Origin of the sequence: Microcoleus sp. BR0-C5 (genome assembly GCF_036705045.1) — a bacterium.
GTDB lineage: Bacteria > Cyanobacteriota > Cyanobacteriia > Cyanobacteriales > Microcoleaceae > Microcoleus.
The window spans coordinates 35237-56330 of sequence record NZ_JAUBTR010000016.1 but is presented as its reverse complement, the minus strand read 5'-3'; the positions used below and the strand labels follow the sequence as shown (position 1 = coordinate 56330).

Genomic DNA, 21094 nt, shown 5'->3' with positions numbered 1-21094 from the left:
TTATTATATCATGTTTAGGATGAGATTACACTAAGTGACCGACCGTTCGCAGGAAATACGGGAGAAAATGTCAGGTTATGACGCACTCTAAAATAGGTTCTGATAGACGATTAATATGATCTCCGTTGAATTACCCCCACTCTTACGGTCGGGGCGAGTTTATGATCATTTCTGGCTTATATTATAGATGGTTGGTAAACCGAACCATACAAGAATTATGGTTAATTTACCCCCCATGATTTAACAACTTATCCTAACTTTTAACTTTTAACTTTTGCAAAATCGGCAGTTCGATCGCAAATTCTGTCCCCCGGCCAACTTCTGAATGACACTCCAACTTACCGCCGTGAGTGTCTTTAACAATTTGGTAACTAATTGACAACCCCAAACCCGTGCCGGTGCCGATCGGTTTGGTAGTAAAAAACGGGTCAAAAATCCTTGACTGAACTTCGGGACGGATACCAGGCCCGCTGTCAGAAATCCGCACGCACACTTGATTTTCGCTGCTGACTTCAGTAACAATGCAAATTTGGTTAACTTTGCAAGTACAGTTGGCTGATGACTCTTCTATAGCGTCGATCGCATTCACCAGCAAATTCATAAATACCTGGTTTAATTGAGCAGGATAACACTCGACTTTGGGCAGGTTCCCGTAATTTTTAATAACTTGAATCTCCCGACGTTTTGGCTGTGATTGGAATCGGTGCTGCAAAATCACCAAAGTGCTCTCTATCCCTTCATGAATGTCTATTACTTTGCGCTCTGTTTCATCTAGTCTCGAAAAGTTTCTCAAAGACAGCACTATCTGCTTAATTCGGTTAGCACCTTCTTGCATTGAAGCCATTATTTTCGGAAAATCGCCAGCAATAAAATCTACCTCGACTTCGGCCAATTCTTCCTCTATTTCGGGAACTGGTTCAGGATAGTATTGCTGGTAGAGTTCAATCAATTTTACCAAATCGCGAGCATACTGTGCGGCAGGAATAATATTGCCGTATATGAAGCTGATGGGGTTATTAATTTCGTGGGCTACTCCCGCTACCATTTGCCCAATACTTGACATTTTTTCTGCTTGGATAAGCTGAGATTGAGCTTGTTTTAAGTCGGCCAGAGTTTGTTCTAACTGTTGCGCTTTTTCTCGTTCTCGCTGTTCGCTAAATTGCAACTCTACTTCGGCTTGTTTGCGATCGCTAATATCAATATGCGTACCCGTCATCCGCAAAGGATTTCCCGAAGCGTCGTGTTCCATCACCTTCGCTTGAGCTAAAATCCACTTCCACTCGCCGGATTTTGTCAGCATCCTAAATTCCACTTCGTAAGTAGGATTTTTGCCTTCCAGGTGAGCAGTTAGCGCTGCTTTAGCCGGAGACAAATCCTCTGGGTGTACCAGTTTCTCCCAGGATGTAAAACTATTTGCTATTTCCTCTACTTCATATCCCAGCATCATTTTCCACCGTGGATTAAAATAGACTTCTCCCGTGGCCAAATTCCAATCCCACAAGCCCATCGCACTGCCTTCAAATGCCAAATAAAAACGTTCTTCGCTAATTTGCAAAGCTGCTTCTGCTTGTTTGCGATCGCTAATATCCATCACTGTTCCCAACAGTTTCATTACTTCCCCGGTTTCGCTAAAAACAGCTTCTCCCCTTCCTTCCACGTAGATAATTTGACCGCTAGGATGCAAAAATCGAAACTCTCTTTTGTAGGCAATGCCTTGTGAGATAGTCAGGCTGACTGTTTGTTGAAATAATTCTCTGTCGTCGGGATGACACATCTTTAAAAGTTTGGCAGATGTCGGTTCAGTTGCACTTGAGTCAAGACCAAAAATGCGGAATACTTCTTCTGACCAAGTAATTTTATTGGTGACTAAATCAAATTCCCAACTGCCGATATGGGCAATTTTCTGGGCTGCTGCTAGACTAGCTTCGCTTTGTTGAAGTTTAAGTCGCTGTTGTTTATCTTGTTCGAGAAGATTGGCTTGAGCGATCGCAATTCCCATCTGTGCCGCCACAGCGCTCAATAATGTGATCTCCTCCTGCGTCCAGTGGCGGGGGCGATCGTACTGATGCAAGCATATCATTCCGTTGGCTTTTCCCTGGTAGGAAGTGCGGATGGATATCATCGATTTTAAGCCTATTTGACAGCACAAATCTCGGACGTTTTTTAGCAGTGGCTCAGAAAAAACATCGTCAGAAACTACAGCTTGATCTTGGGATAATAAAAACTGAACGTGAGGATTGCCCTGTACGGGAATTTCTAAATCTAAAAGCGATTTAGATGCGGATTTTATGTACTCAGCGACATTATAAATTCTGGGAATAGGGTGTTCTGTGTAGGTGTGAACCAAGCAGCAATCAGCATTAAAAATTCTACCTATTTGGGCAGTGGCTGTTTGAAAAACTTGATCTTGATTTAAACTGTATCGAATTTCGAGAGTAATTGTTTCTATCAAAAATCTTTGTTTGATTTGCCGTTCTAAAGCAGATAAAGCTGTTTTTAGTTCTAGTTCTGCTTGTTTGCGATCGCTAATTTCAGTAGCCGTCCCCAAAATTTTCCAAGGTTTGTCGTCTGCTGTTCTGGCAAACACTGTATCCACGCTAACAAACCACCGATATTCACCATTTTTGTGCTGAATTCGGTACTCACACTCAAAGCTTTCACCGTCTTTTGCGGCCTCAATCCTGCTGAGGTGTTCTGAGAATCCTGGCAAATCGTCAGGGTGTATTAAGTTAGGAAGAAATCCTCCTGCCATTTGCTGGATTTCTTCAAAAGAATAGCCAATATCGCTATATATTTCGCGGTTGATATACAAAGTTCGCTGTTCTATCAAATCGGAAACGTACAAAAGATTAGGATGTGTTTGAATTACTGCCGACAGCCAGCGTTGGCTGTCTCGGAGTTCTGCTTCGATCCGCTTGCGTTCTTCTATTTCTGCTTGCAGTCGTGCATTTTGTGCTAAAATTTGTTTATAAAGACGGCTCAGAAGCAGTTGATTTTCGACGCGGCTCACCACTTCTTCTGTTTGAAATGGTTTACTAATGTAGTCAGCCCCCCCCAGCGAAAAAGCTTTGACTTTATCAAAAACTTCATTTAAAGAGCTAATAAAAATCACAGGAATATGTTTGGTTTGCGGACAAGCTTTTAGCTTTTCGCAGACTTGATAGCCATCCATACCGGGCATCATGATGTCCAGCAAAATCAAGTCTGGTGGACTCGACATAGCAAAGTTAAGAGCCAATTTGCCATCTCGTGTCGGTCGCACTTTATATCCCCGCTTAGACAAAAGCTGGGATAAAAGCCGCAAGCTTTCTGGATGGTCGTCCACCATTAAAATATTTTCTTGTAAGACAGTGTTTTCAAGTCTAACTGTTTCTAGTCTTGGATTTTTATCGTCAGTTGTATTCACAGCAAACCCTCAAACTATTCAAGTTGTATATGTGGGAATATTTTTAAAGTCATTAACCGCTTGTAGCTAACACTATCAGATCAACCAGCACAACTATTGGCTCTCTAGCACACTCTTAAATTATCTGTCATTATATCAAAAGTAAAGATATTTTGAAAATGTTGGTAGCTCAAATTATCGGAGTCTAGTCAGAAAACAGCCTAGATGCCTCTAATCACAGGCTAACCAACCAATTTTGATTAAATAAAGGTAAAGATTTTATTTTTAGACTTTATACGACCATGTTTTGCAGCCCTTGATCGGGTGCTTTGTGTTGTGATTTTTCATTAGATATCCTCACTGAAAAGATTAATTTAAACAAGCCGGAACATTGGTGTCAACTTAAGACTAAAAATTATTTTTTTCGGGTTCGTATCCAAGTTGTGAGTTCCCTCAATTTCCCTTATTAAGCAGCCCTAGGGCAGTGTAGGCATAATTGTCAAACAGTTACCGTTACTAATTATGAGCTTAAGTTGACACCAATGGGCCCTGAAAAAATCCTACAATATCTTATATCTTATTTGCGGGATGGGGCTGATTTATGGTATCTTTGTCTCGGCCTGCAATTCTCCGCAAGCGGCGTACACGGCTTTCACGTTATACCAATTCAGAAAAATCCGAGCAATTTCTAAAGCTAGCTGGGGCTTGCCTTGGTCAATCAACCACTGCAAAAAAGGAGCCATCGTTCGCTCGTTCAGCATCCCGCCCAAGGATAAAATACCCCACAGGATTTGGTGCAAAAAAGTCATTTGAATCATCATCCTTACTTCCCAACTTTGGTGTTTTTGATAAAACAAAACTCCCATTCTACCGCGCTGAATTTCTCGATCAATCATGCCGGGAATTTGCTCTAAACTAAAAGGTGGATGCCAGTGATAGCCGACAGCAGCCGGACATTTGATGAGTTTCAAACCTAATTTTTTCAACCTAACTCCCAACTCTAAATCTTCCCATCCGTACAGTTGAAAACGATTGTCAAAAAGTCCAGCAGCCTGCAGCCAGTGGCGGGCGATCGCCACATTTCCCGTAGCAAAATAAGCCGCCGAAAAATCGGTTATTTTGTAAGGTTCTGAGGTAGGATTGTCGAAATTGCAAGTATTAATCACGCTGCCGTAAGTAAAAACAGCATCAGTATCTTTGTAACCCTGTAGTAAAGCATCGGCGTGTGCTTGCAAAAAATGCTCTGTTACCACCAAATCGCTGTCAATAAAAATTATCGTATCGCCCTTAGCATCTTCAACGCCCAAATTCCGAGCCGCCGCCGGGCCCTGGTGAGATTGACAGATCGATCGCACATGAGGCAACAAGTCGGCATTTGCTGCCAACCACTCCAGCGTCCCGTCCGTCGAGCCGTCGTCCACGACAATTACTTCATACTCTCTGACAATCTCACCGAACTGCTGATTTTCCAAAGCCAGTAGACATTTTGCCAAAATCGGTTTACGATTATACGTCGGAATCACAACACTAAAAAACACGGTTTTTCCCCATCGCCACAGTTACCGTATCCCACGGTAGCAGATTTTCCCCAGCAACTCCTCCGGTAAATAGCCAAGTTTAGCAAAAAAAGAATATATAAATCTGTACTATTTCTGACAAGAATCGATCTCAATTAGGTGCATAATGAAAAGTCGGTTAAATATCACATCTTGCACCATTCTCCAGAACAGGCAAGATGCCTGTTCCACAAAAATTAAATTTTATTGTGGGGCAGGCATCTTACACCATTCTCCAGAACAGGCAAGATGCCTGTTCCACAAAAATGATATTTTTTTGTGGGGAGTAGGGGTTGGGCCGGAAAGCCCGCCCTGAAAAGCTTAGTGACAAGGGTGCAAGATGTCAGTTAAATTCAGGATGTAAATAGCAATGAGTCGCGCTAAAAAAGTTGTCCTAGCATATTCCGGCGGAGTCGATACCTCCGTCTGCATTCCTTACCTCAAAAACGAGTGGGGTGTTGAAGAAGTAATTACTCTGGCCGCGGATTTGGGACAGGGAGACGAATTAGAACCGATCCGCAAAAAAGCTTTAGCATCCGGTGCTTCGGAATCTTTAGTTATTGATGCTACCGAAGAATTTGTCAAAGACTATGCGTTTCCAGCGATTCAAGCTAACGCACTTTACGAAAACCGTTATCCCCTTTCGACTGCCCTCGCTCGCCCGCTGATTGCTAAATTGTTAGTAGAAGCGGCGGAAAAATACGGTGCAGATGCGATCGCCCACGGTTGCACCGGCAAAGGAAACGATCAGGTGCGGTTCGATGTGTCGATCGGCGCGCTCAACCCCAAGATTAAAATCTTAGCACCAGCGCGGGAGTGGAAAATGAGCCGCGAGGAAACGATCGCATACGGCGAGAAATGCGGTATTCCGTCGCCCGTGAAAAAGTCTTCGCCTTACAGTATCGATCGCAACTTATTAGGAATGGCAATTGAAGCCGGAATCCTAGAAGATCCTTGGGCGGAACCGCCGGAAGAGGTGTATTTGATGACAAAGGCGATCGAACAAACTCCCGACACACCCGAATACCTAGAAATCGGTTTCGATTGCGGAAATCCTGTCAGTTTAAACGGCACAAATTTATCACCAGTCGCCTTAATTACCCAACTCAACGAAATAGTTGGAAACCACGGAGTCGGCCGGATTGACATGATTGAAAACCGCCTCGTCGGGATTAAATCGCGGGAAATTTACGAAACACCAGCGATTTTAGTTTTGATGCACGCGCACCGAGACTTAGAAAGCTTGACGTTGACAGCAGATGTAACGCGGTACAAGCGAGGCATCGAAGAAACCTACAGCCAAATGATTTATAACGGTCTTTGGTACAATCCTTTGAAAACAGCTTTAGACGCATTTATTCAGGACACGCAAAAGCGAGTAACTGGAACCGTGCGGCTCAAACTGTTCAAAGGAAATGCGACTATTGTCGGCCGCAAATCAGACAATTCTCTGTACAGTTTCGACTTAGCAACCTACGGCGCAGAGGACGAATTCGATCACAAAGCTGCCGAAGGATTTGTCTATGTTTGGGGACTACCGACCCGCATTTGGTCGGAGAAGAATCGGGGTTAGAACTTGTTAACAGTTATGGACGCTCATAAACCGGGTTTCTTCCTATCTCTGGTTGAGAAAGCAAAGATTTTTGAGAGAAACCCGGTTTCTGGCCTCGACCTGCGTTCGTGACAACTAAAGTCCGTGCAACGCGAAACTAAGACTAAGGTGGGCAATGCCCACCTTATTTGTTAAAGTAGGGATAAAATAGTTTAAAAATCTTAGAAACTGCCATGACAGGTTCAATTGCGACAGTTATCCAAACGAATATTACAGCAACTTCATCTCAATGGACAACGGCCACTTGGGAAGACTACCTGGTTGTTCGCGACGATTCCCAAAATGATAACATCGGATTGTTCTTTAATTGCGATCGGCTCTTGGTCATTGACATGGGAAAAGAAGGAATCAATCACGCCAGCATCAATAACTTGTTCACAGTTTTGTTTTATATCTGGTTTAGTCAAGTACCAGAACAGATATACAGTTCCCTGGGCGGCTGCTTGCTAGAAAAACCTAAAAAGCAAGCTGCATCGCCAGATTTAATGCTTTACCTGGGTAGCGAATACCCAACTTGGCAAACAGGAGAACGGCGTTATATTAATTTAGAACAGTGGCGAGTACCCGATTTAGTTGGCGAAATTTCAGACACTACTTTAACAATTGATTTAGATGAGAAAAAATATCTCTATGCCGATTTGGGGATTCCTGAATATTGGGTAATTGATGTTAAAGGTTTGCGAGTTTTCGCATTTGGGTTGCAGTCAAACGGCAAGTATCAGGAATGCGAGACTTCTCTAGCACTGTCTGGGCTGCCAATTTCTTTATTGAATCAAACTTTGGAACGTCTGAATGCAGAAACAAATGGCAGTGCAGCTATCTGGTTTGCTCAACAGATTGCTAGCTTAAAAACTGAGTGATTGTGGTATAATAAAATAGCTGAAGCTACAATTACCAAAAAAAATTCTATGAATCGGTATTCTTACGCGAGTTTTCAAGACTCACAGGAAGCTGAACCTACTTAAGATTTTCTGAATAAGTAAATGATCGGTCTGAAAACGAGTTAATAGATACATTCTGCACCCTAAAGTGTCACACTAGGAAGTTTGGGAGTATGCAAGAATTAGGTGTATAAAAAATGACTAAATTGGTTGAGTTCATTACGTAAAAACCGATAGTGAAAGTGGAGGGTGCGGAAAGTGAGCTTTATGAAGAGCAAAGTGGGACTCGTATTCTTAATGGTAGAATAGAAGAGGGATCGATCGCCTTTTAAAGATAAGCTCGCAATCATCAAAAGAAATTTGAGTGTTGGTCACAATATTGTTGTTATGGGGTTCCTGGAAAGAGAGAGCAAGTATAATCTTACGATATCAGCTCCTTAGTTAATGCTTAAATTTCTATTTAATTGTCAATTTATGCTCTAACTACCCAAAAGTAATTACTATGACTCCCCCTCAAAAAAGACCTGAAATTTCACCTTTGAAAAGAGTTTTTATTAGTCCAGGATGGATAGTAGTATTAGCCATAGCTTGCTTTGCATTCTGGAGAGCGCGAAATCCTGAAAATTCTTCAAATTCAACTTTTTGGGCTACTGGTAATCAGTCTGTTACCAAACAATTGATAGGTCAATGGCAAACACAAACTCCAGGTGATTCTGTAACATTAATTTTTACTAATGAAGGGAACTTATTTGTTTGGAATACGCCTACTGTTGCTAAACAAATGGAATATCAGATTGACGTAAATCCTCAACCAAAAAATTTGGATATATTAGTAGGAGGTCAAGTTACTGGCAGGACAATTTTCGATTTCACTGCTGATGGTAAGTTGCGTTTAATCTTAAATAATATTCGAGCATCTAGACCTACTTCTTTTGATTCTAATGCAAGACTTTTTCGGAAAGTATCTGAACAAACGACACTGCCTGAGAATGTGAAAGTAATTAATTTTAAAGAACGCAACCAGGCTAGACAGTCGGAAGGAAAACAATATGTCTCGTCTATAAATAGAGGACAACAAGCTTTTTATGCTGAAAATGCACGTTTTACATCTATTTTGCAAGAATTGGGATTAGGTATAAAATCAGAGACGGCAGGTTATTCATATAGTATTGTTTTGAGCAACGATGGGCGTTTTGTGCAGTCAATTGGTTTAGCAAAGAGAGATGGATTGAAAAACTATACAGGAATAGTTTTTTTGGTTAACAAGACTGACAGTAAGTCTACATCTTCTCTATTTTGTGAAAGCAATCAACCTTCAAAATATCTTCCAGGATTACCGATTGTTGCCAACTCTAAAGATGAGCTACAATGTCCTCTTGGTTATTCTCAAATTAACTGAGTGCAGGCTAAAGGGCGATCGCGCTTTGATACCTATTCCTGACTCAATATTTCCAAAAACTCCTGTACAACCAGATCCGGTTGTTCGCTGCATCGGGTAGCGTCGTAATGTTTGACAAGACAGATGCCAGAATTTATCGCCAGAATATCTACCGCTTCATCTTGTGCTGCATCTTCGGGCCCGTCAACCTCAAGAATGCCTAATTTGCCTTGGTGGAAGACGAGAAATTGAGCTTTGTGGTTTTGTCTGCCGGCGGGTGTTGTCAGTCGCAGTTGAGTGTTGGGGATGAAGAGGGTGGAAGTGCGATCGATCGTTTCGGCAATTTTTACTTGTGCTTCTGAGTTAAAACAAAAACGGCATTGCTGAACTTCAGTATGAATTCACATTTTTCACTCTTTACCGAAGATATAGTATGACCGCCTTTAAGCCTTGGCGCGGAACTTAATTCATATCGTCAATTAGCAACGCCGGAATGAGAATTAAATAACCTGCAATGCGTGATTGTTCTTGTGGGATGGGCCAGAAAGCCCGTCCAGAGGGGATGGGCGTCTCGCTCATCCCACAGGCTTATGCAAATTATTTAATTCACTATCCTAAGATATATGAAAGAGCGCTCTCTTGGCAATAACATACCTTTGTTAAGGTACCAGTTGCGTCCAGGATTGGTGAAATTATCTGCATTTATCTCCGTTTATCTGCGGTTTTCCTATCAATCAAAAATTTATGCAATAAGTCTAATCAATGAGATTGCTGTTTTTCCACACTTCCCAAATCCAACTTAGCCCGCAACTCCTCCTTAATCCGATTTAAAATAGAATCCTCATCCAAAGAAGACAAAATCTTGCTCACCACAGCCTTTGGCCCATCATCTCCCCAAGAAGCACCATTCGCCAAATAAGCCTTAGTAACTTGACCGATACCGTAGGAAGAAACCCCCGCGATCGCAGCTTGCGTCACCGCCACAGACAAATAAGGCCCTAAAGCCAAACCCCCCGTCGCCGGCGTCGCTAAACCCAACAATCCTTTCAACGAGCTCAAACCAAAATTAGCCAACAATTCGCCCGCAGTAATTCCCCCCATACTAATCGCAATCTTTTGCAGCAATTCCACCGCGCCCGCTTCCGTCATCGCAATGCCGTAAACTTTAGATAAAGTTAATATCATCACCACATCAATTACCGCACCGCTAAGAATATCAACTACAGTAATTGGATTAAGTGCGATCGCCACCGCTTTAGTCATTACCCCGTTCCAGATAATTCGATTAGCCGCGTCATCTCGAATCTCCATTTTTCGCTGCACCAACTGCTCGTTAATATCCCCCGCACAGAGCATCGTATTCAGCGCGACCAAAGATTTGCCTTCTCGGTCTAAAATCTCCAAAATCTTTAATTTTAAATCTTGCACTTGTGGCAAACTGCGAGTCATTTGCACGCCCATACTTCCGTCGGGGCGGCGCACCGCCCTCGCCGTCAAAGGGGAAGCCGCCGCCATCACAATTTCATCTGGAGACAACAATTCTCTTACGCGATCGTCTCGAATTTTATGATAAATTGCCAGCCTGTCTGCATCAGGATACTGGTCAATTTTATTAAACACTAATAACATCGGTTTTCCGGCTTCCCGCAACTGCGAAAGTGCTGCGTATTCTACCTTTGTAATGTCGCCAGCAACTACAAACAAAATCAAATCTGCTTGTTGAGCAACGCGGCGGGCTAAAAGTTCGCGAGTTTCGCCGTCAACTTCATCTATTCCCGGAGTGTCGATTAATTCTACTTGCGACAAACGGTAAATAACTGGCGAAAGTCTATCGGGCAAATTCTCATCAATTCCCTCTCCGACATCCCACTGGCCGATAGTCGTGGTGCGAGTCACCCCGTGAGTTGGGCCAGTTTCAAAGACATTTTGACCTAGCAGCGCGTTCAAAACCGAAGATTTTCCCCTTCCCACCATCCCAAACACAGCTATTTGCACGCAAGCGCGCTCTAGCTTGTCGAGCATTTTCTCCAACCCGCCAATTTCCGGTTCCAGTCCAGTTCGCTCTTGAACTGTCAAATCGAGATTTTCTACTATATCTCGCAGAGCATCTTTAGCGTGGCGCAGGTTGAGTTCTGCCTGAATGTCTGCGAAGCTTAAAATTGTGTCATCTAATTCGCGATCGACATTTGAAAAATCCGAGGCTTCAGTCATTGTCACCTGATGTTATAGCTTTGCTTAACTTAAAATTTCAACCGATACGATGCCATTCTAGCTTTTTCCGTCTGCTTTGTACATTCTCTCGGATTTATCCAACTCTAACTCTCGGGTTTACCAAATTATAACTCTCGGATTTACCAAATTATAACTCTCGGATTTACTCAAGCCTGACTCAGCCAAAAGTTCTCGCATTCACCCGCAAGCCCGCCGGGGATTTAAATCCCCGTCTTATAGCAAAAGTCGGTTAAAACTGATATCTTGCACCATTGTCAAGAACGGGCAAGATGCCCGTTCCACAAAGAATGAGTCTTCTTGTGGAACAGGCAAGATGCCTGTTCCTAAACAAGTAATTGAGAATGGTGCAAGATGTGAGTTAAAACCGACTGCCAACCTAAATTAGATTGTGATAAATTTCAGTCCTCTTTGAGAGGACTTTCGCTATGAGACAGGGGTTTTTAACCCCTGTCGGACAGTCCGACAGACCAATAAGCCGATTTACCCAATTTCAACTCATTTACAACAATGATTAACCCTCTAAAAATAGCCAGTTATCCATTTCTTTTACGCGTAATAATTTTCCTATTAATCTTGCTAGCAATTTGGCTGCCGCTAGCAGCACCAATTTATCTTTTAGTTAAAGATAGTAACCTAGCAACTATTCTGACAATGGGATTGTTGTTTACTGAGTTTCTGTTCCTAGTGCCGCGCTGGGGAAAACAGGTTTACGGACAAACCCAATTACTCAAAAGCTACGGGTTAATCAATACGCGAAAAAACGGTTTTGAGCTTTTAATCGGATTGGCGATCGGGCTTTTGCTTACTTTCAGCTTATTTGCGGTGCAAGGGCTGTTCGGCTTAGTCGCGTGGCAAAATTCTGATAATTTGCCGAGAATCATCGCAGAAGGGCTGTTAAGCGCCCTTGGAGTCGGTTTTGCGGAGGAGTTGGTATTCCGGGGTTGGTTGCTGGACGAGTTGCAGCGGGATTACAATTATAGAATATCTCTGTGGGCGAATAGCCTGGTGTTTGCCCTATCTCATTTTATCAAACCTGTCGCGGCAATGCTGGGGAGTTGGCCGCAGTTTCCGGGGTTGTTGTTGCTGGGTTTGATTCTGGTTTGGGGAAAAAGATCGCGCCAAAATCGCCTCGGTTTGTCGATCGGGCTTCATGCAGGTTTAGTCTGGGGATACTATATAATTAACATCGGGCAGTTAGTGCGATATTCTGGCTCTGTCCCGGATTGGGTGACTGGAGTTAATGGCAATCCGTTGGCTGGGGCGATCGGGCTATTGTTTTTGAGTGTATTGGCTGTAGGAATGCGGCAGATGTCCGAACGTTCAAAAGGTTCCTAGTCAGGACTTTAGTCCTTCTTCCCAAATTTTTACCCTTTATTCTTTAGTCTCTTAGAGAGGGACATCGTTTGTATAGACGCGGTTTCAACCGCCGATTCCTCTACTCTACAACCAACCGTGGGAAATTTTTATGCAGCTTGCTGAACTTCTAGCACACCTGAAGCATTTGCCTCACGCTGACAAACTTTTACTACGGCATTTTATCCTATCGAAATTACTCCAATAATCAGACATAATTTCCTAGAAAATCACAGCAAACTATCTAGCAACAACTCCTACAAATTTTTTGAATTTGCTGCTGTTTTAGCAAACGCATTATCAGATAAAAAAGCAGTAAAACATGGTTGATAAAGTCAGCTTTACGTTTACTGAAATCGATCCGCAACTGGGTGCATTAAGTACATTGCCTTACTTACCACTAACTTTAACTTATCAGAATAGCTCTTTAAGTGCATCAGGCTTGCTATCGCTAACCCAAATCATTTATTATTGATGTTAATTGTGTTATACTGAATTCATAGAGACGCAAAAACCATGCTAAGTGAATCTTCGCGCTTTGTTTACGGCGATGAATTAATTACCGCAACAGAATTGAACCAGCAACCGAATCGAGTTCTAGATTTGGCTATGGATCACCCTGTCACTATCACTCGCAATGACCAGCATTTTGCTTTACTGCGCCGGGAAGAGATGACGCTGTGGGTCAAAGCTGCGACGCTTTCTTTGACTGTATTTGAAGTGACTGCCGCTGCTTACCGGCTGCGATTGGGAGAAGCGATTAGTTCAGAAAATCCCTATCACTGGCTAACAGTATTTGACTCAGATGAACTCAGCGAATTGATTGCTGAATTAGAAAAAGCTTACCGACTGGCTGAGTCGGAATCTGGCGCGTGGAATCAGATTGAGATTGTAATTCATGAATGGCATGAAAGCGCTAAAGCAATTTCTAGCCCGGAACTCGCAGCAGCTTTCAGCGATGAAATTGACGAAGTTTTGCTGACACCACCTCAAATAGAAAGCACTACTGAATCGACTCAGGTATGACGCACACTCCACCCACTCCAGACGATTCAGCAAGCGGGGTTTCCTCTGAAGAACTTTCCGCACCTGTACCCGTGCTTTCCGAGTTGGTAATCCCGCCTGAAGAAGCACTTACAGCACCCCGAACATCCCTATCTACTCAAGAAAATGCAGCCGAAATTATCGCGCAATTGCCTGAATCGCCCTGGTTAGTAGTAGCGAAAAACCGACGGGTTAACCGGGATTGGGAAGCTTTATTGTTACGTGCACCTGAAAATGCTCGTCGCTGCTATCAAGATTTATGTACTAGCCCGATGGTGAGAAAACCGAGGAGAGTTTTTCCGTTAAAAGGCAAACTTTATCAAGGTGCGTGGGAATATGAAGTAACAAGTTCAGACAGAGTATTTTATGTACCTGATGAACACAAACGCAAGGTGCTTGTTTATTACGCGGGAACCCATCCTAAATCAGCACCAACTCCTCCGTAAATAAACCCGACTATTTCAGCAGACTTGTCTCTACAGAAAGCATTGACACAGTGACAGTGATTTTCCCAAACACGACTTACGCACAGGTGGCCAGAAACCGGGTTTTTTGACGATATCCTTCGCTGTACTCCACAGATTAAGTAAAAAACCCGGTTTCTTTGTCGGGAGTGCATCCAGGAGTGCCAAAAAATAAATCGAGTCGCCAGAGGCGACAAAAAAAGTGAAAAAGAAAAAAGAGTAAAGGGAAAAAGAGCAAAAGAGCAAAGAAGAGTCCTCACAGAGAAGACAGGGAGGAAGGGAGAGCCAAAGCCACCGCTACGCGAAAACCCCCGTACAAGCCCGAGAGGCCCGCAGAGTTATAGCTGCGAAATACAGAACGGCAATAGACCGCATGGTTGTACCACGAACTACCACGCAGCACTCGGTTTTTGCTATCTCCACCACTTTCCCAAGCACTACCATCAGCCGGCGCACCGTTATAATTATCGTGCCAAACATCTTGACACCATTCCCAGACATTCCCGTGCATATCATCAAGTCCAAAGGCATTAGGCGGAAAACTACCCACAGCAGTTGTTTTTGCGCGATAGATTCCCTTCGGTGCAGAACCGTAGGAAGAATTCCCGTTATAATTAACTAAATCCGGGGTAATAGTCTCCCCAAAATAAAAAGGTGTAGTCGTACCAGCCCGACAAGCATATTCCCATTCCGCCTCGCTAGGAAGTCTATAATTGCGTCCAGTGAGTTGAGATAACCTCGCACAAAATTCTATAGCCTCATGCCAAGATACTTGCTCAACAGGCAAATCATCACCTTTAAAATAAGAAGGATTAGCCTTGAGGTCAATCTTGACTTTCGGTAAAGCTGCCACAGCGCGCCATTGAGCCTGAGTCACCTCATATTTCCCCATTAAAAATGGAGGTACATTAACCGTATGCTGCGGCCCTTCATTATTCTCTCGCTTTGCTTCGGTATTGGGGGAGCCCATGACGAAACTGCCGCCAGGAATTGCCATCATCTCTAAAGTAATATCCTTGGCGATAGTTTCTGTAAAAACCTGTGCTTGACTTTGGCTGCGCTTGGTGATTTCCCCCTTTGAATTCACTGTCACCGTTTCAAATTGAACTGTTTTTAGGGAATTTGAGGAGTTATTCAGCAAACTTTTAGTCACAACTGCACCGACAAGTCCTACTCCCGCAAAACCGACTAATTGTAAAAAACCTCGCCTTGTCGGTGGTGTTGGTGTCGGTGGCAGTGGTGGCGGTGGCAGTGGTGGCGGTGGGAGAGGCGACAACAAAGATAAAATTGCTTGCAATGCTTCATCTGCATTTTGATAACGCTGACTGAAATTGTCGCGCACCATTTTATCTAAAATATTTGCTAAATTATTGCTAACTTGAGCCTGATTTCGCCAAATTACCTCTCCTGTTTGCGTATCTTCTCGTAAGTTAAAAGGATGTTCACCAGTCAATGATTGAATTCCAATCATACCCACTGCATGAATATCACTGGCAAATCTAGGTTTGCCCTTCGCTTGTTCGCTCGGCATATAACCGGGAGTACCAATTGCAATAGTTAAGCTAGTTTGCTTTTGAGCATTCACAACTATTGTACTAATTTCCTTAACAGCCCCAAAGTCAATCAAGATAATTTTACCATCTTGACGGCGCATTAAGTTATCAGGTTTCAGATCGCGATGAATTACCTTTTGCTGATGAACAATGGCTAAAACTTCTAAGATATTGTGCAATAATGTAATAGTATATGATTCGCTTAATTTTTTACCTGGAATCAGTTCTTTTGTAAGGTCATGTCCGGCGATAAAATCTTGCACCAAATAAAATTCCCCATTTTCCTCAAAGTGCGCGGAAAGCTTGGGGATTTGGTTGTGTAGACTACCCAATTTATACAGAGTTTGGGCTTCTGCGTCGAATAAGCGTCTGGCAATTAGTAAAAGGTCAGGGTCAGCGTTTTGCGGTTTAAGATGTTTGACAACGCACTGGGGATGTCCGGGTAAGTCTAAATCTTTGGCTAGGTAGGTATGGCCAAAACCGCCTTTCCCCAAGAATTTGATAATTTGATAATGATTGCGAAGGGTACGACCCAGCATAGTTTTCAGGGAATGCAGTGGAAGTTAGAATATATTGTTGCACAAAAACTAATAAGATGCTTAAAATCAGAATCGTTTCCACAATTATACTGCTAGTTAGTGCCTGTTGCTCATCTCCCGCACAAGCAGAAATTCCTGCACAACCAAAGCAAAATAACTCTTTAGTTCAAGTCCAGCAAACCCGCGAACAAATCCTCAATGCTTGCGTGCAGAATCGGGCTGAAACTCTCCCAAATCCTTTTACCGATGTACCATCAAATCACTGGGCTTACAAAGCAGTTTTGACGATGTATTATTGCGGCGCTTACCGAGAAGCGACGGCGCCTGCTTTAATTCAAGAGTTGGAATCACCACAAACAAATTGACCATCCCGCATTGCATCGGGGCCCAGAAACCGGGTTTTTTACGAAAATACTTGTTGAAAACAATAAATCTCCGAAAAACCCGGTTTCTTAGTTCGTAGCGTCAAGGCCAAAGAAACCGGGTTTTTGAGAGTTTTAGCGTGTTGCAGTGCCGTATGTTCGTAAAAACCCGGTTTCTGACTCAAGGTGTTTCCAGGCCAAAGAAACCGGGTTTTTCAGAATTTTACGGTTTTGTAACGCAGTCTTTCGTGAAAAACCCGGTTTCTGACTATTAAAACTCAGCCCGAACCGTAAACGAATAATCCCCGCCCGGTTCAAGCTGATAATCCCATTTTTCCAGAAAGCGGTGCAGCGGTTCCTGAATCAATGCCCTACCCTGAGAAGGCTCAAGTATCAGTGTTTTTTCGGACGTAAAACGCCACTGAAACTGCCACTCAAAATTGCCGGCAGTCACTTCACCCTCAATCGTGCCTTTTTGCCAAGATTGGCCAGTAACCCGGACATATGCAGTTGTTTCAGGCAAACGTCTCGAACTCACCTTTTTGTTTCCGCGTTTGTTTCTGCAATTGTGCGACTATTGTAAAGGCTCATGGCTTTTTCTACTCCTTGGTGGAGACTCAGTTCCACAGCTTCTACAACCAGTTTAAGCACTTTCTCTACTAACTGACTTTCCTCTGAGGAAAATTTTCCTAACACGAAGGAAATCGTATCTTTCTCATTTTTAGCAGCATCGTTTTGAGGTTTGCCGATGCCAATCCGCAAGCGGGGAAATTTGTCTGTACCCAAATGAGAAATTGTCGATTTCATGCCGTTGTGTCCACCAGCGGAACCGGCAAGCCGCATTCTCAATTTCCCGATCGGCAAATCCATATCATCGTATACTATTAATACGGACTCCGCAGGTATTTTGTACCAATCCGTCGCTGCCCGAATCGATTGACCCGACAGATTCATGTAAGTAAGCGGTTTCAGCAAGCGAATTTTCTGTCCCCGCGGCCGGTTTCCCTCGCCAAATATGCCTTGAAATTTGCGATTTTCAGACAGGGAAATCTGCCAAGATTTAGCCAAGGCATCGACAGCATTAAAGCCTATGTTGTGTCGGGTGCGATCGTACTTAGGTTCTGGATTTCCCAACCCAACTATTAGCTGGGGAATCACTAACTCCGCTGGTGTTTCCGACTTCTGAGTGTTGTTCATTTAACTGTCTGCGCTATCTTCCTTGGGAGTAGCCGCCGCGAGTTTTTCAGTTTCCGGTTTGCTGCTAGTTGCTACTGCTTCTTCTAACTGCTTAGCTTCCCGCGTGAACTCCGACTCAAAATCCCGCGAAGCGTCTTGAAAGCCCCGAATTGCCTTCCCCATACTCCGACCGATTTCTGGTAATTTTTTCGGGCCGAATACCAATAGGGCGATCGTAAAAATAACGGCCATTTCGGGCAAACCTATGCCAAAAATATTCATGGTTTTTCTCCTGCAATTTGTTTAGTTACTTTTTGTTTATTTATGATGCCCAAAGTAATCGGAAAGGGTAAGGAAAAACGGGAAAACTTAGCTTTTACCCTTTCTCCTTAACCCTCAGCTTTTACTTTTAGCCTTACTGTTTTGTGATCAATTTTTAGCGGCCGAGACTCGACCAATCCATATCCACACTCTCCAGAATCAGAGAAGAGTTGTAGATTTGCAAAATAATCAACAAGAACACGAAAAACAGTCCAATGAACACGCTCATCAATAGCGTGGTTCCCCAGCCGGGGGCTACCTTGCCGTATTCCGAGTTAAGGGGTTTGAGTATATCTCCTAACCAAGTCCGTTGTGCCATAAGTCACCTGCAATGAATCTCTACAGAAAAGTTTGACATATTTCTACCGCTAATTGCGATCGCAATTTCTCAGAAATGCTGCCGGGGGACTCGCAAAACGGGGAGTGGGGGTTGGCTGCCATACCGTACAGCGCCTAAAATCACGAGACTTTCAGACGGATTGTTATTTTTTGTAATATTATAGAGTGGAGCACTCATAATCGATCACAAATATGGAACCCGCAGCAGTTCTCGGCATTTCTCTCGGCGTGTGTCTGGTGGCAATCACCGGATTCTCGATCTACACGGCTTTCGGCCCTCCCGCTAAGGAATTGAGAGATCCTTTTGAAGAACACGAAGACTAAAGAAGGAAGAAGGAAGAAGGAAGAAGGAAGAAGGAAGAAGGAAGAAGGAAGAAGGAAGAAGGAAGAAGGAAGAAGGAATATTTTTTTATCTCCCTCTCTCGCCATCTCCCTCTCCCCATCTCCCTCGGAGATATTTTTATACTGGGAAGGAAGTGATGCTGTGGGGCGATCGCCTGTCGCCTACTCGTCAATGGTATATTTTTCAGAAATACAGTAAATCTCTATTCCATTTAAGCTAAAAATTATCAAGTTTCAGGGCAAAGCATAATGGGCAATACCTTTGGGCATTTATTTCGGATATCGACATTTGGGGAATCTCACGGCGGCGGTGTGGGAGTAGTAATTGACGGTTGCCCGCCCCTGGTGTCGATCGACGCATCGGAAATTCAAGCCGAACTCGATCGCCGCCGCCCTGGCCAAAGCAAAATTACTACGCCCCGCAAAGAAGCAGATACCTGCGAAATTCTGTCCGGGGTGTTTGAAGGCAAAACTTTGGGAACGCCGATCGCAATTTTAGTCCGCAATCAAGACACTCGCCCCCAAGATTACGGCGAAATGGCGACAACTTACCGCCCTTCCCACGCGGATGCTACCTACGATGCCAAGTACGGAATTCGTAACTGGCAAGGCGGAGGTCGATCGTCTGCGAGGGAAACAATTGGTAGAGTAGCAGCAGGGGCGATCGCTAAAAAAATTCTCCAACAAGCAGCAGGAGTCGAAATAGTCGGCTACGTCAAACGCATCAAAGACTTAGAATGTGTCGCCGACCCCGACACTGTTACCTTAGAACAAGTAGAAAGCAACATCGTCCGCTGTCCCGATGCTGAATGTGCCGAAAGAATGATTGAACTGATAGAAAAAGTTCGCGACAGTGGAGATTCGATCGGCGGTGTAGTCGAATGCGTCGCCCGCAATGTACCCAAAGGTCTGGGAATGCCCGTATTCGACAAACTCGAAGCCGACTTGGCCAAAGCCATCATGTCCTTGCCCGCCAGCAAAGGCTTTGAAATTGGTTCCGGGTTTGCCGGGACTCTGCTCAAGGGCAGCGAACATAATGATGAATACTATACTGATGATAAGGGTGTAATTCGTACAGTGACGAATCGCTCTGGCGGAATTCAGGGTGGCATTGCTAACGGCGAAAATATCATTTTGCGGGCGGCATTCAAGCCGACTGCGACAATTCGCCAGCAGCAGCGTACAGTTACCCGAGAGGGCGAAGAAACCCTGCTGGCTGCCAAGGGACGGCACGACCCTTGCGTTTTGCCAAGAGCTGTGCCAATGGTGGAAGCAATGGTAGCTTTAGTGTTGTGCGACCATCTGCTGCGCCATCACGGACAATGTGGAACCTTAAAGCCTGAATTTTAAAATGGAAATCAGCTTGTCCTCTGTAGCGGCAACTCCCCTTGATTGCCCTCAACCCTCCGAATCAATAAAAGGTATAGATGATTTTGTAGTACAGTTCTGGGGCGTGCGGGGCAGTGTTCCGACACCCGGACAGGAAACTGTTCGCTACGGCGGCAATACTTCTTGTTTGGAAATGCGAGTCGCTGGCAAACGCTTGATTTTTGACGGCGGAACAGGCTTGCGGATGCTGGGAGACCAGTTGGTGCAAGAAATGCCTGTGCAAGCTTATATGTTTTTTACTCACTATCACTGGGATCACATTCAAGGGTTCCCGCTGTTCGCCCCAGCTTTCATCCGCGGCAATAGCTTTGATATTTACGGGGCGACTCCGCCGGATGGAGATTGCATGAAAAGGCACTTCGTAGAACGGGTGCTCCACTCGAATTCGCCGATACCGCTGATGGGTTTGCAGGCAGATTTGAATTTCTACGAACTCAATCACAACCAGACGATGATGCTGGACGATATTGAGATTAGGACGGGTTCTCTGAATCACCCCAATACTGCTATGGGATATCGGGTGACTTGGGAGGGACGATCAGTTGTTTATTGTTCGGATACTGAACATTTTCCCGATCGGCTAGATGAGAATGTCTACAATTTAGCCCTCGACGCTGACGTGCTGATTTACGACGCGATGTACACAGACGAGGAATATCACAACCCCAAGTCTCCGAAGGTGGGTTGGGGACACTCGACGTGGCAGGAAGCGGTGAGAATGGCTAAGGAGGCGCGGGTGAAACGAGTGGTGATTTTTCACCATGATCCGGCTCATACTGACGATTTTCTCGATCGCATCGCCGAAGATGTGAAAATCGCTTTTCCGAAGGCTGTCATGGCCCGCGAGGGTCTGATTTTGCCGATCGGCTTCTGAACATTCGCCCTTGTGAGCTCGATCGAACCATCAACCGATCGAACCATAATTGTTATGTGAATATGTGGATCAGGTCTCGCGCCCCGATCCACAATTTTTTTTAATATGCAGCAAACTCTTAACTGCATGGTATAATTCTTGCTTGTTAAGTTTTTAGGCACAGTATTTAAGGTTTTTTTTATTCTTCAACCGCGTCCGCAAGACGCCAAGACGTAAGATAATTGGAGGATTGCCAAGGGTGAAAAGGAGACAGTTTTGAATGTCAACAAACACGGGGAGGCGAGGATCTCGCAC

At 44.1% G+C, this 21094-nt stretch carries 19 protein-coding genes; 11 read left to right on the top strand and 8 right to left on the bottom strand.

Translation table 11 applies throughout. The features are described 5' to 3' along the window. Window positions 1–253: 253 nt before the first annotated feature. Entirely contained in the window at window positions 254–3406 is a 3153-nt protein-coding gene (locus QUB08_RS10460) for a PAS domain-containing protein (RefSeq protein WP_333224679.1), read from the bottom strand. Between the two features lie 578 nt (window positions 3407–3984). Beyond that, on the bottom strand, window positions 3985–4923 hold the full coding sequence (locus QUB08_RS10455) for a glycosyltransferase (RefSeq protein WP_333224678.1): 939 nt from the start codon (window positions 4921–4923) through the stop codon (window positions 3985–3987). Window positions 4924–5311: 388 nt separating this feature from the next. Here QUB08_RS10455 and QUB08_RS10450 point away from each other — a divergent pair, with 388 nt between their 5' ends. The 3 genes from QUB08_RS10450 (at window position 5312) to QUB08_RS10440 (ending at window position 8833) form a co-directional block, all read left to right on the top strand. Then, on the top strand, window positions 5312–6514 hold the full coding sequence (locus QUB08_RS10450; protein ID WP_333224677.1) for an argininosuccinate synthase: 1203 nt from the start codon (window positions 5312–5314) through the stop codon (window positions 6512–6514). Between the two features lie 212 nt (window positions 6515–6726). Continuing rightward, the gene (locus tag QUB08_RS10445; RefSeq protein ID WP_333224676.1) at window positions 6727–7413 is read left to right on the top strand and encodes a Uma2 family endonuclease; all 687 of its coding nucleotides are present in this window, start codon (window positions 6727–6729) and stop codon (window positions 7411–7413) included. 523 nt (window positions 7414–7936) lie between these two features. Next, complete coding sequence (locus QUB08_RS10440; protein ID WP_333224675.1) at window positions 7937–8833, top strand: type IV pilin-like G/H family protein; 897 nt, start codon at window positions 7937–7939, stop codon at window positions 8831–8833. A gap of 738 nt (window positions 8834–9571) precedes the next feature. On the opposite strand, the gene QUB08_RS10435 is transcribed toward QUB08_RS10440, so the two are convergent. Further along, complete coding sequence (locus QUB08_RS10435; RefSeq protein ID WP_333224674.1) at window positions 9572–11023, bottom strand: GTP-binding protein; 1452 nt, start codon at window positions 11021–11023, stop codon at window positions 9572–9574. Between the two features lie 528 nt (window positions 11024–11551). Between QUB08_RS10435 and QUB08_RS10430 the strand changes: the two genes are divergently transcribed. From QUB08_RS10430 to QUB08_RS10420, 3 genes are all read left to right on the top strand, one after another. Beyond that, the gene (locus tag QUB08_RS10430; protein WP_333224673.1) at window positions 11552–12379 is read left to right on the top strand and encodes a CPBP family intramembrane glutamic endopeptidase; all 828 of its coding nucleotides are present in this window, start codon (window positions 11552–11554) and stop codon (window positions 12377–12379) included. 534 nt (window positions 12380–12913) lie between these two features. After that, window positions 12914–13423 carry a hypothetical protein gene (locus tag QUB08_RS10425; RefSeq protein ID WP_333224672.1) on the top strand — a complete coding sequence of 170 codons (510 nt, stop codon included), beginning with the start codon at window positions 12914–12916 and terminating at the stop codon, window positions 13421–13423. Beyond that, complete coding sequence (locus QUB08_RS10420; RefSeq protein ID WP_333224671.1) at window positions 13420–13887, top strand: hypothetical protein; 468 nt, start codon at window positions 13420–13422, stop codon at window positions 13885–13887. The genes QUB08_RS10425 and QUB08_RS10420 overlap by 4 nt, the downstream gene beginning before the upstream one ends. Window positions 13888–14161: 274 nt before the next feature. Here the strand turns inward: QUB08_RS10420 and QUB08_RS10415 are convergent, their stop codons facing one another. After that, on the bottom strand, window positions 14162–15997 hold the full coding sequence (locus QUB08_RS10415; RefSeq protein ID WP_333224670.1) for a bifunctional serine/threonine-protein kinase/formylglycine-generating enzyme family protein: 1836 nt from the start codon (window positions 15995–15997) through the stop codon (window positions 14162–14164). Between the two features lie 56 nt (window positions 15998–16053). Here QUB08_RS10415 and QUB08_RS10410 point away from each other — a divergent pair, with 56 nt between their 5' ends. Continuing rightward, window positions 16054–16362, top strand: coding sequence for an S-layer protein (locus QUB08_RS10410; RefSeq protein WP_333224669.1), 309 nt, complete (start codon window positions 16054–16056; stop codon window positions 16360–16362). Between the two features lie 268 nt (window positions 16363–16630). Here the strand turns inward: QUB08_RS10410 and QUB08_RS10405 are convergent, their stop codons facing one another. The 4 genes from QUB08_RS10405 to psbH form a co-directional block, all read right to left on the bottom strand. Beyond that, window positions 16631–16897 carry a DUF3146 family protein gene (locus tag QUB08_RS10405; protein ID WP_332958583.1) on the bottom strand — a complete coding sequence of 89 codons (267 nt, stop codon included), beginning with the start codon at window positions 16895–16897 and terminating at the stop codon, window positions 16631–16633. Continuing rightward, on the bottom strand, window positions 16894–17556 hold the full coding sequence (pth, locus tag QUB08_RS10400) for an aminoacyl-tRNA hydrolase (RefSeq protein ID WP_332958584.1): 663 nt from the start codon (window positions 17554–17556) through the stop codon (window positions 16894–16896). The genes QUB08_RS10405 and pth overlap by 4 nt, the downstream gene beginning before the upstream one ends. Then, entirely contained in the window at window positions 17557–17817 is a 261-nt protein-coding gene (locus QUB08_RS10395; RefSeq protein WP_333224668.1) for a TatA/E family twin arginine-targeting protein translocase, read from the bottom strand. A 154-nt stretch (window positions 17818–17971) separates the two neighbouring features. Beyond that, window positions 17972–18175 carry a photosystem II reaction center phosphoprotein PsbH gene (gene psbH, locus QUB08_RS10390; RefSeq protein WP_015176007.1) on the bottom strand — a complete coding sequence of 68 codons (204 nt, stop codon included), beginning with the start codon at window positions 18173–18175 and terminating at the stop codon, window positions 17972–17974. Window positions 18176–18387: 212 nt separating this feature from the next. Between psbH and psbN the strand changes: the two genes are divergently transcribed. The 4 genes from psbN to QUB08_RS10370 are packed head-to-tail and all read left to right on the top strand — an operon-like array spanning window position 18388 to window position 20800. Beyond that, a complete protein-coding gene (psbN, locus tag QUB08_RS10385) occupies window positions 18388–18519 on the top strand; it encodes a photosystem II reaction center protein PsbN (RefSeq protein WP_190742515.1) in 132 nt (43 codons plus the stop codon). Beyond that, window positions 18500–18736, top strand: coding sequence for a hypothetical protein (locus QUB08_RS10380; RefSeq protein WP_333224667.1), 237 nt, complete (start codon window positions 18500–18502; stop codon window positions 18734–18736). Before psbN ends, QUB08_RS10380 begins: the two co-directional genes overlap by 20 nt. Before the next feature lie 50 nt (window positions 18737–18786). Continuing rightward, the gene (gene aroC / locus QUB08_RS10375; RefSeq protein ID WP_333224666.1) at window positions 18787–19887 is read left to right on the top strand and encodes a chorismate synthase; all 1101 of its coding nucleotides are present in this window, start codon (window positions 18787–18789) and stop codon (window positions 19885–19887) included. 1 nt (window position 19888) lies between these two features. Next, complete coding sequence (locus QUB08_RS10370; RefSeq protein ID WP_333224665.1) at window positions 19889–20800, top strand: MBL fold metallo-hydrolase; 912 nt, start codon at window positions 19889–19891, stop codon at window positions 20798–20800. Window positions 20801–21094 lie beyond the last annotated feature (294 nt).

Coding starts and splice junctions, on each gene's coding strand:
- aroC (WP_333224666.1), top strand. CDS start 18,787: ATGGGCAATACCTTTGGGCATTTATTTCGGATATCGACATTTGGGGAA.
- QUB08_RS10410 (WP_333224669.1), top strand. CDS start 16,054: ATGCTTAAAATCAGAATCGTTTCCACAATTATACTGCTAGTTAGTGCC.
- QUB08_RS10445 (WP_333224676.1), top strand. CDS start 6,727: ATGACAGGTTCAATTGCGACAGTTATCCAAACGAATATTACAGCAACT.
- QUB08_RS10430 (WP_333224673.1), top strand. CDS start 11,552: ATGATTAACCCTCTAAAAATAGCCAGTTATCCATTTCTTTTACGCGTA.
- QUB08_RS10425 (WP_333224672.1), top strand. CDS start 12,914: ATGCTAAGTGAATCTTCGCGCTTTGTTTACGGCGATGAATTAATTACC.
- QUB08_RS10450 (WP_333224677.1), top strand. CDS start 5,312: ATGAGTCGCGCTAAAAAAGTTGTCCTAGCATATTCCGGCGGAGTCGAT.
- pth (WP_332958584.1), bottom strand. CDS start 17,556: ATGAACAACACTCAGAAGTCGGAAACACCAGCGGAGTTAGTGATTCCC.
- QUB08_RS10435 (WP_333224674.1), bottom strand. CDS start 11,023: ATGACTGAAGCCTCGGATTTTTCAAATGTCGATCGCGAATTAGATGAC.
- QUB08_RS10370 (WP_333224665.1), top strand. CDS start 19,889: ATGGAAATCAGCTTGTCCTCTGTAGCGGCAACTCCCCTTGATTGCCCT.
- QUB08_RS10395 (WP_333224668.1), bottom strand. CDS start 17,817: ATGAATATTTTTGGCATAGGTTTGCCCGAAATGGCCGTTATTTTTACG.
- QUB08_RS10440 (WP_333224675.1), top strand. CDS start 7,937: ATGACTCCCCCTCAAAAAAGACCTGAAATTTCACCTTTGAAAAGAGTT.
- psbN (WP_190742515.1), top strand. CDS start 18,388: ATGGAACCCGCAGCAGTTCTCGGCATTTCTCTCGGCGTGTGTCTGGTG.
- QUB08_RS10415 (WP_333224670.1), bottom strand. CDS start 15,997: ATGCTGGGTCGTACCCTTCGCAATCATTATCAAATTATCAAATTCTTG.
- QUB08_RS10420 (WP_333224671.1), top strand. CDS start 13,420: ATGACGCACACTCCACCCACTCCAGACGATTCAGCAAGCGGGGTTTCC.
- psbH (WP_015176007.1), bottom strand. CDS start 18,175: ATGGCACAACGGACTTGGTTAGGAGATATACTCAAACCCCTTAACTCG.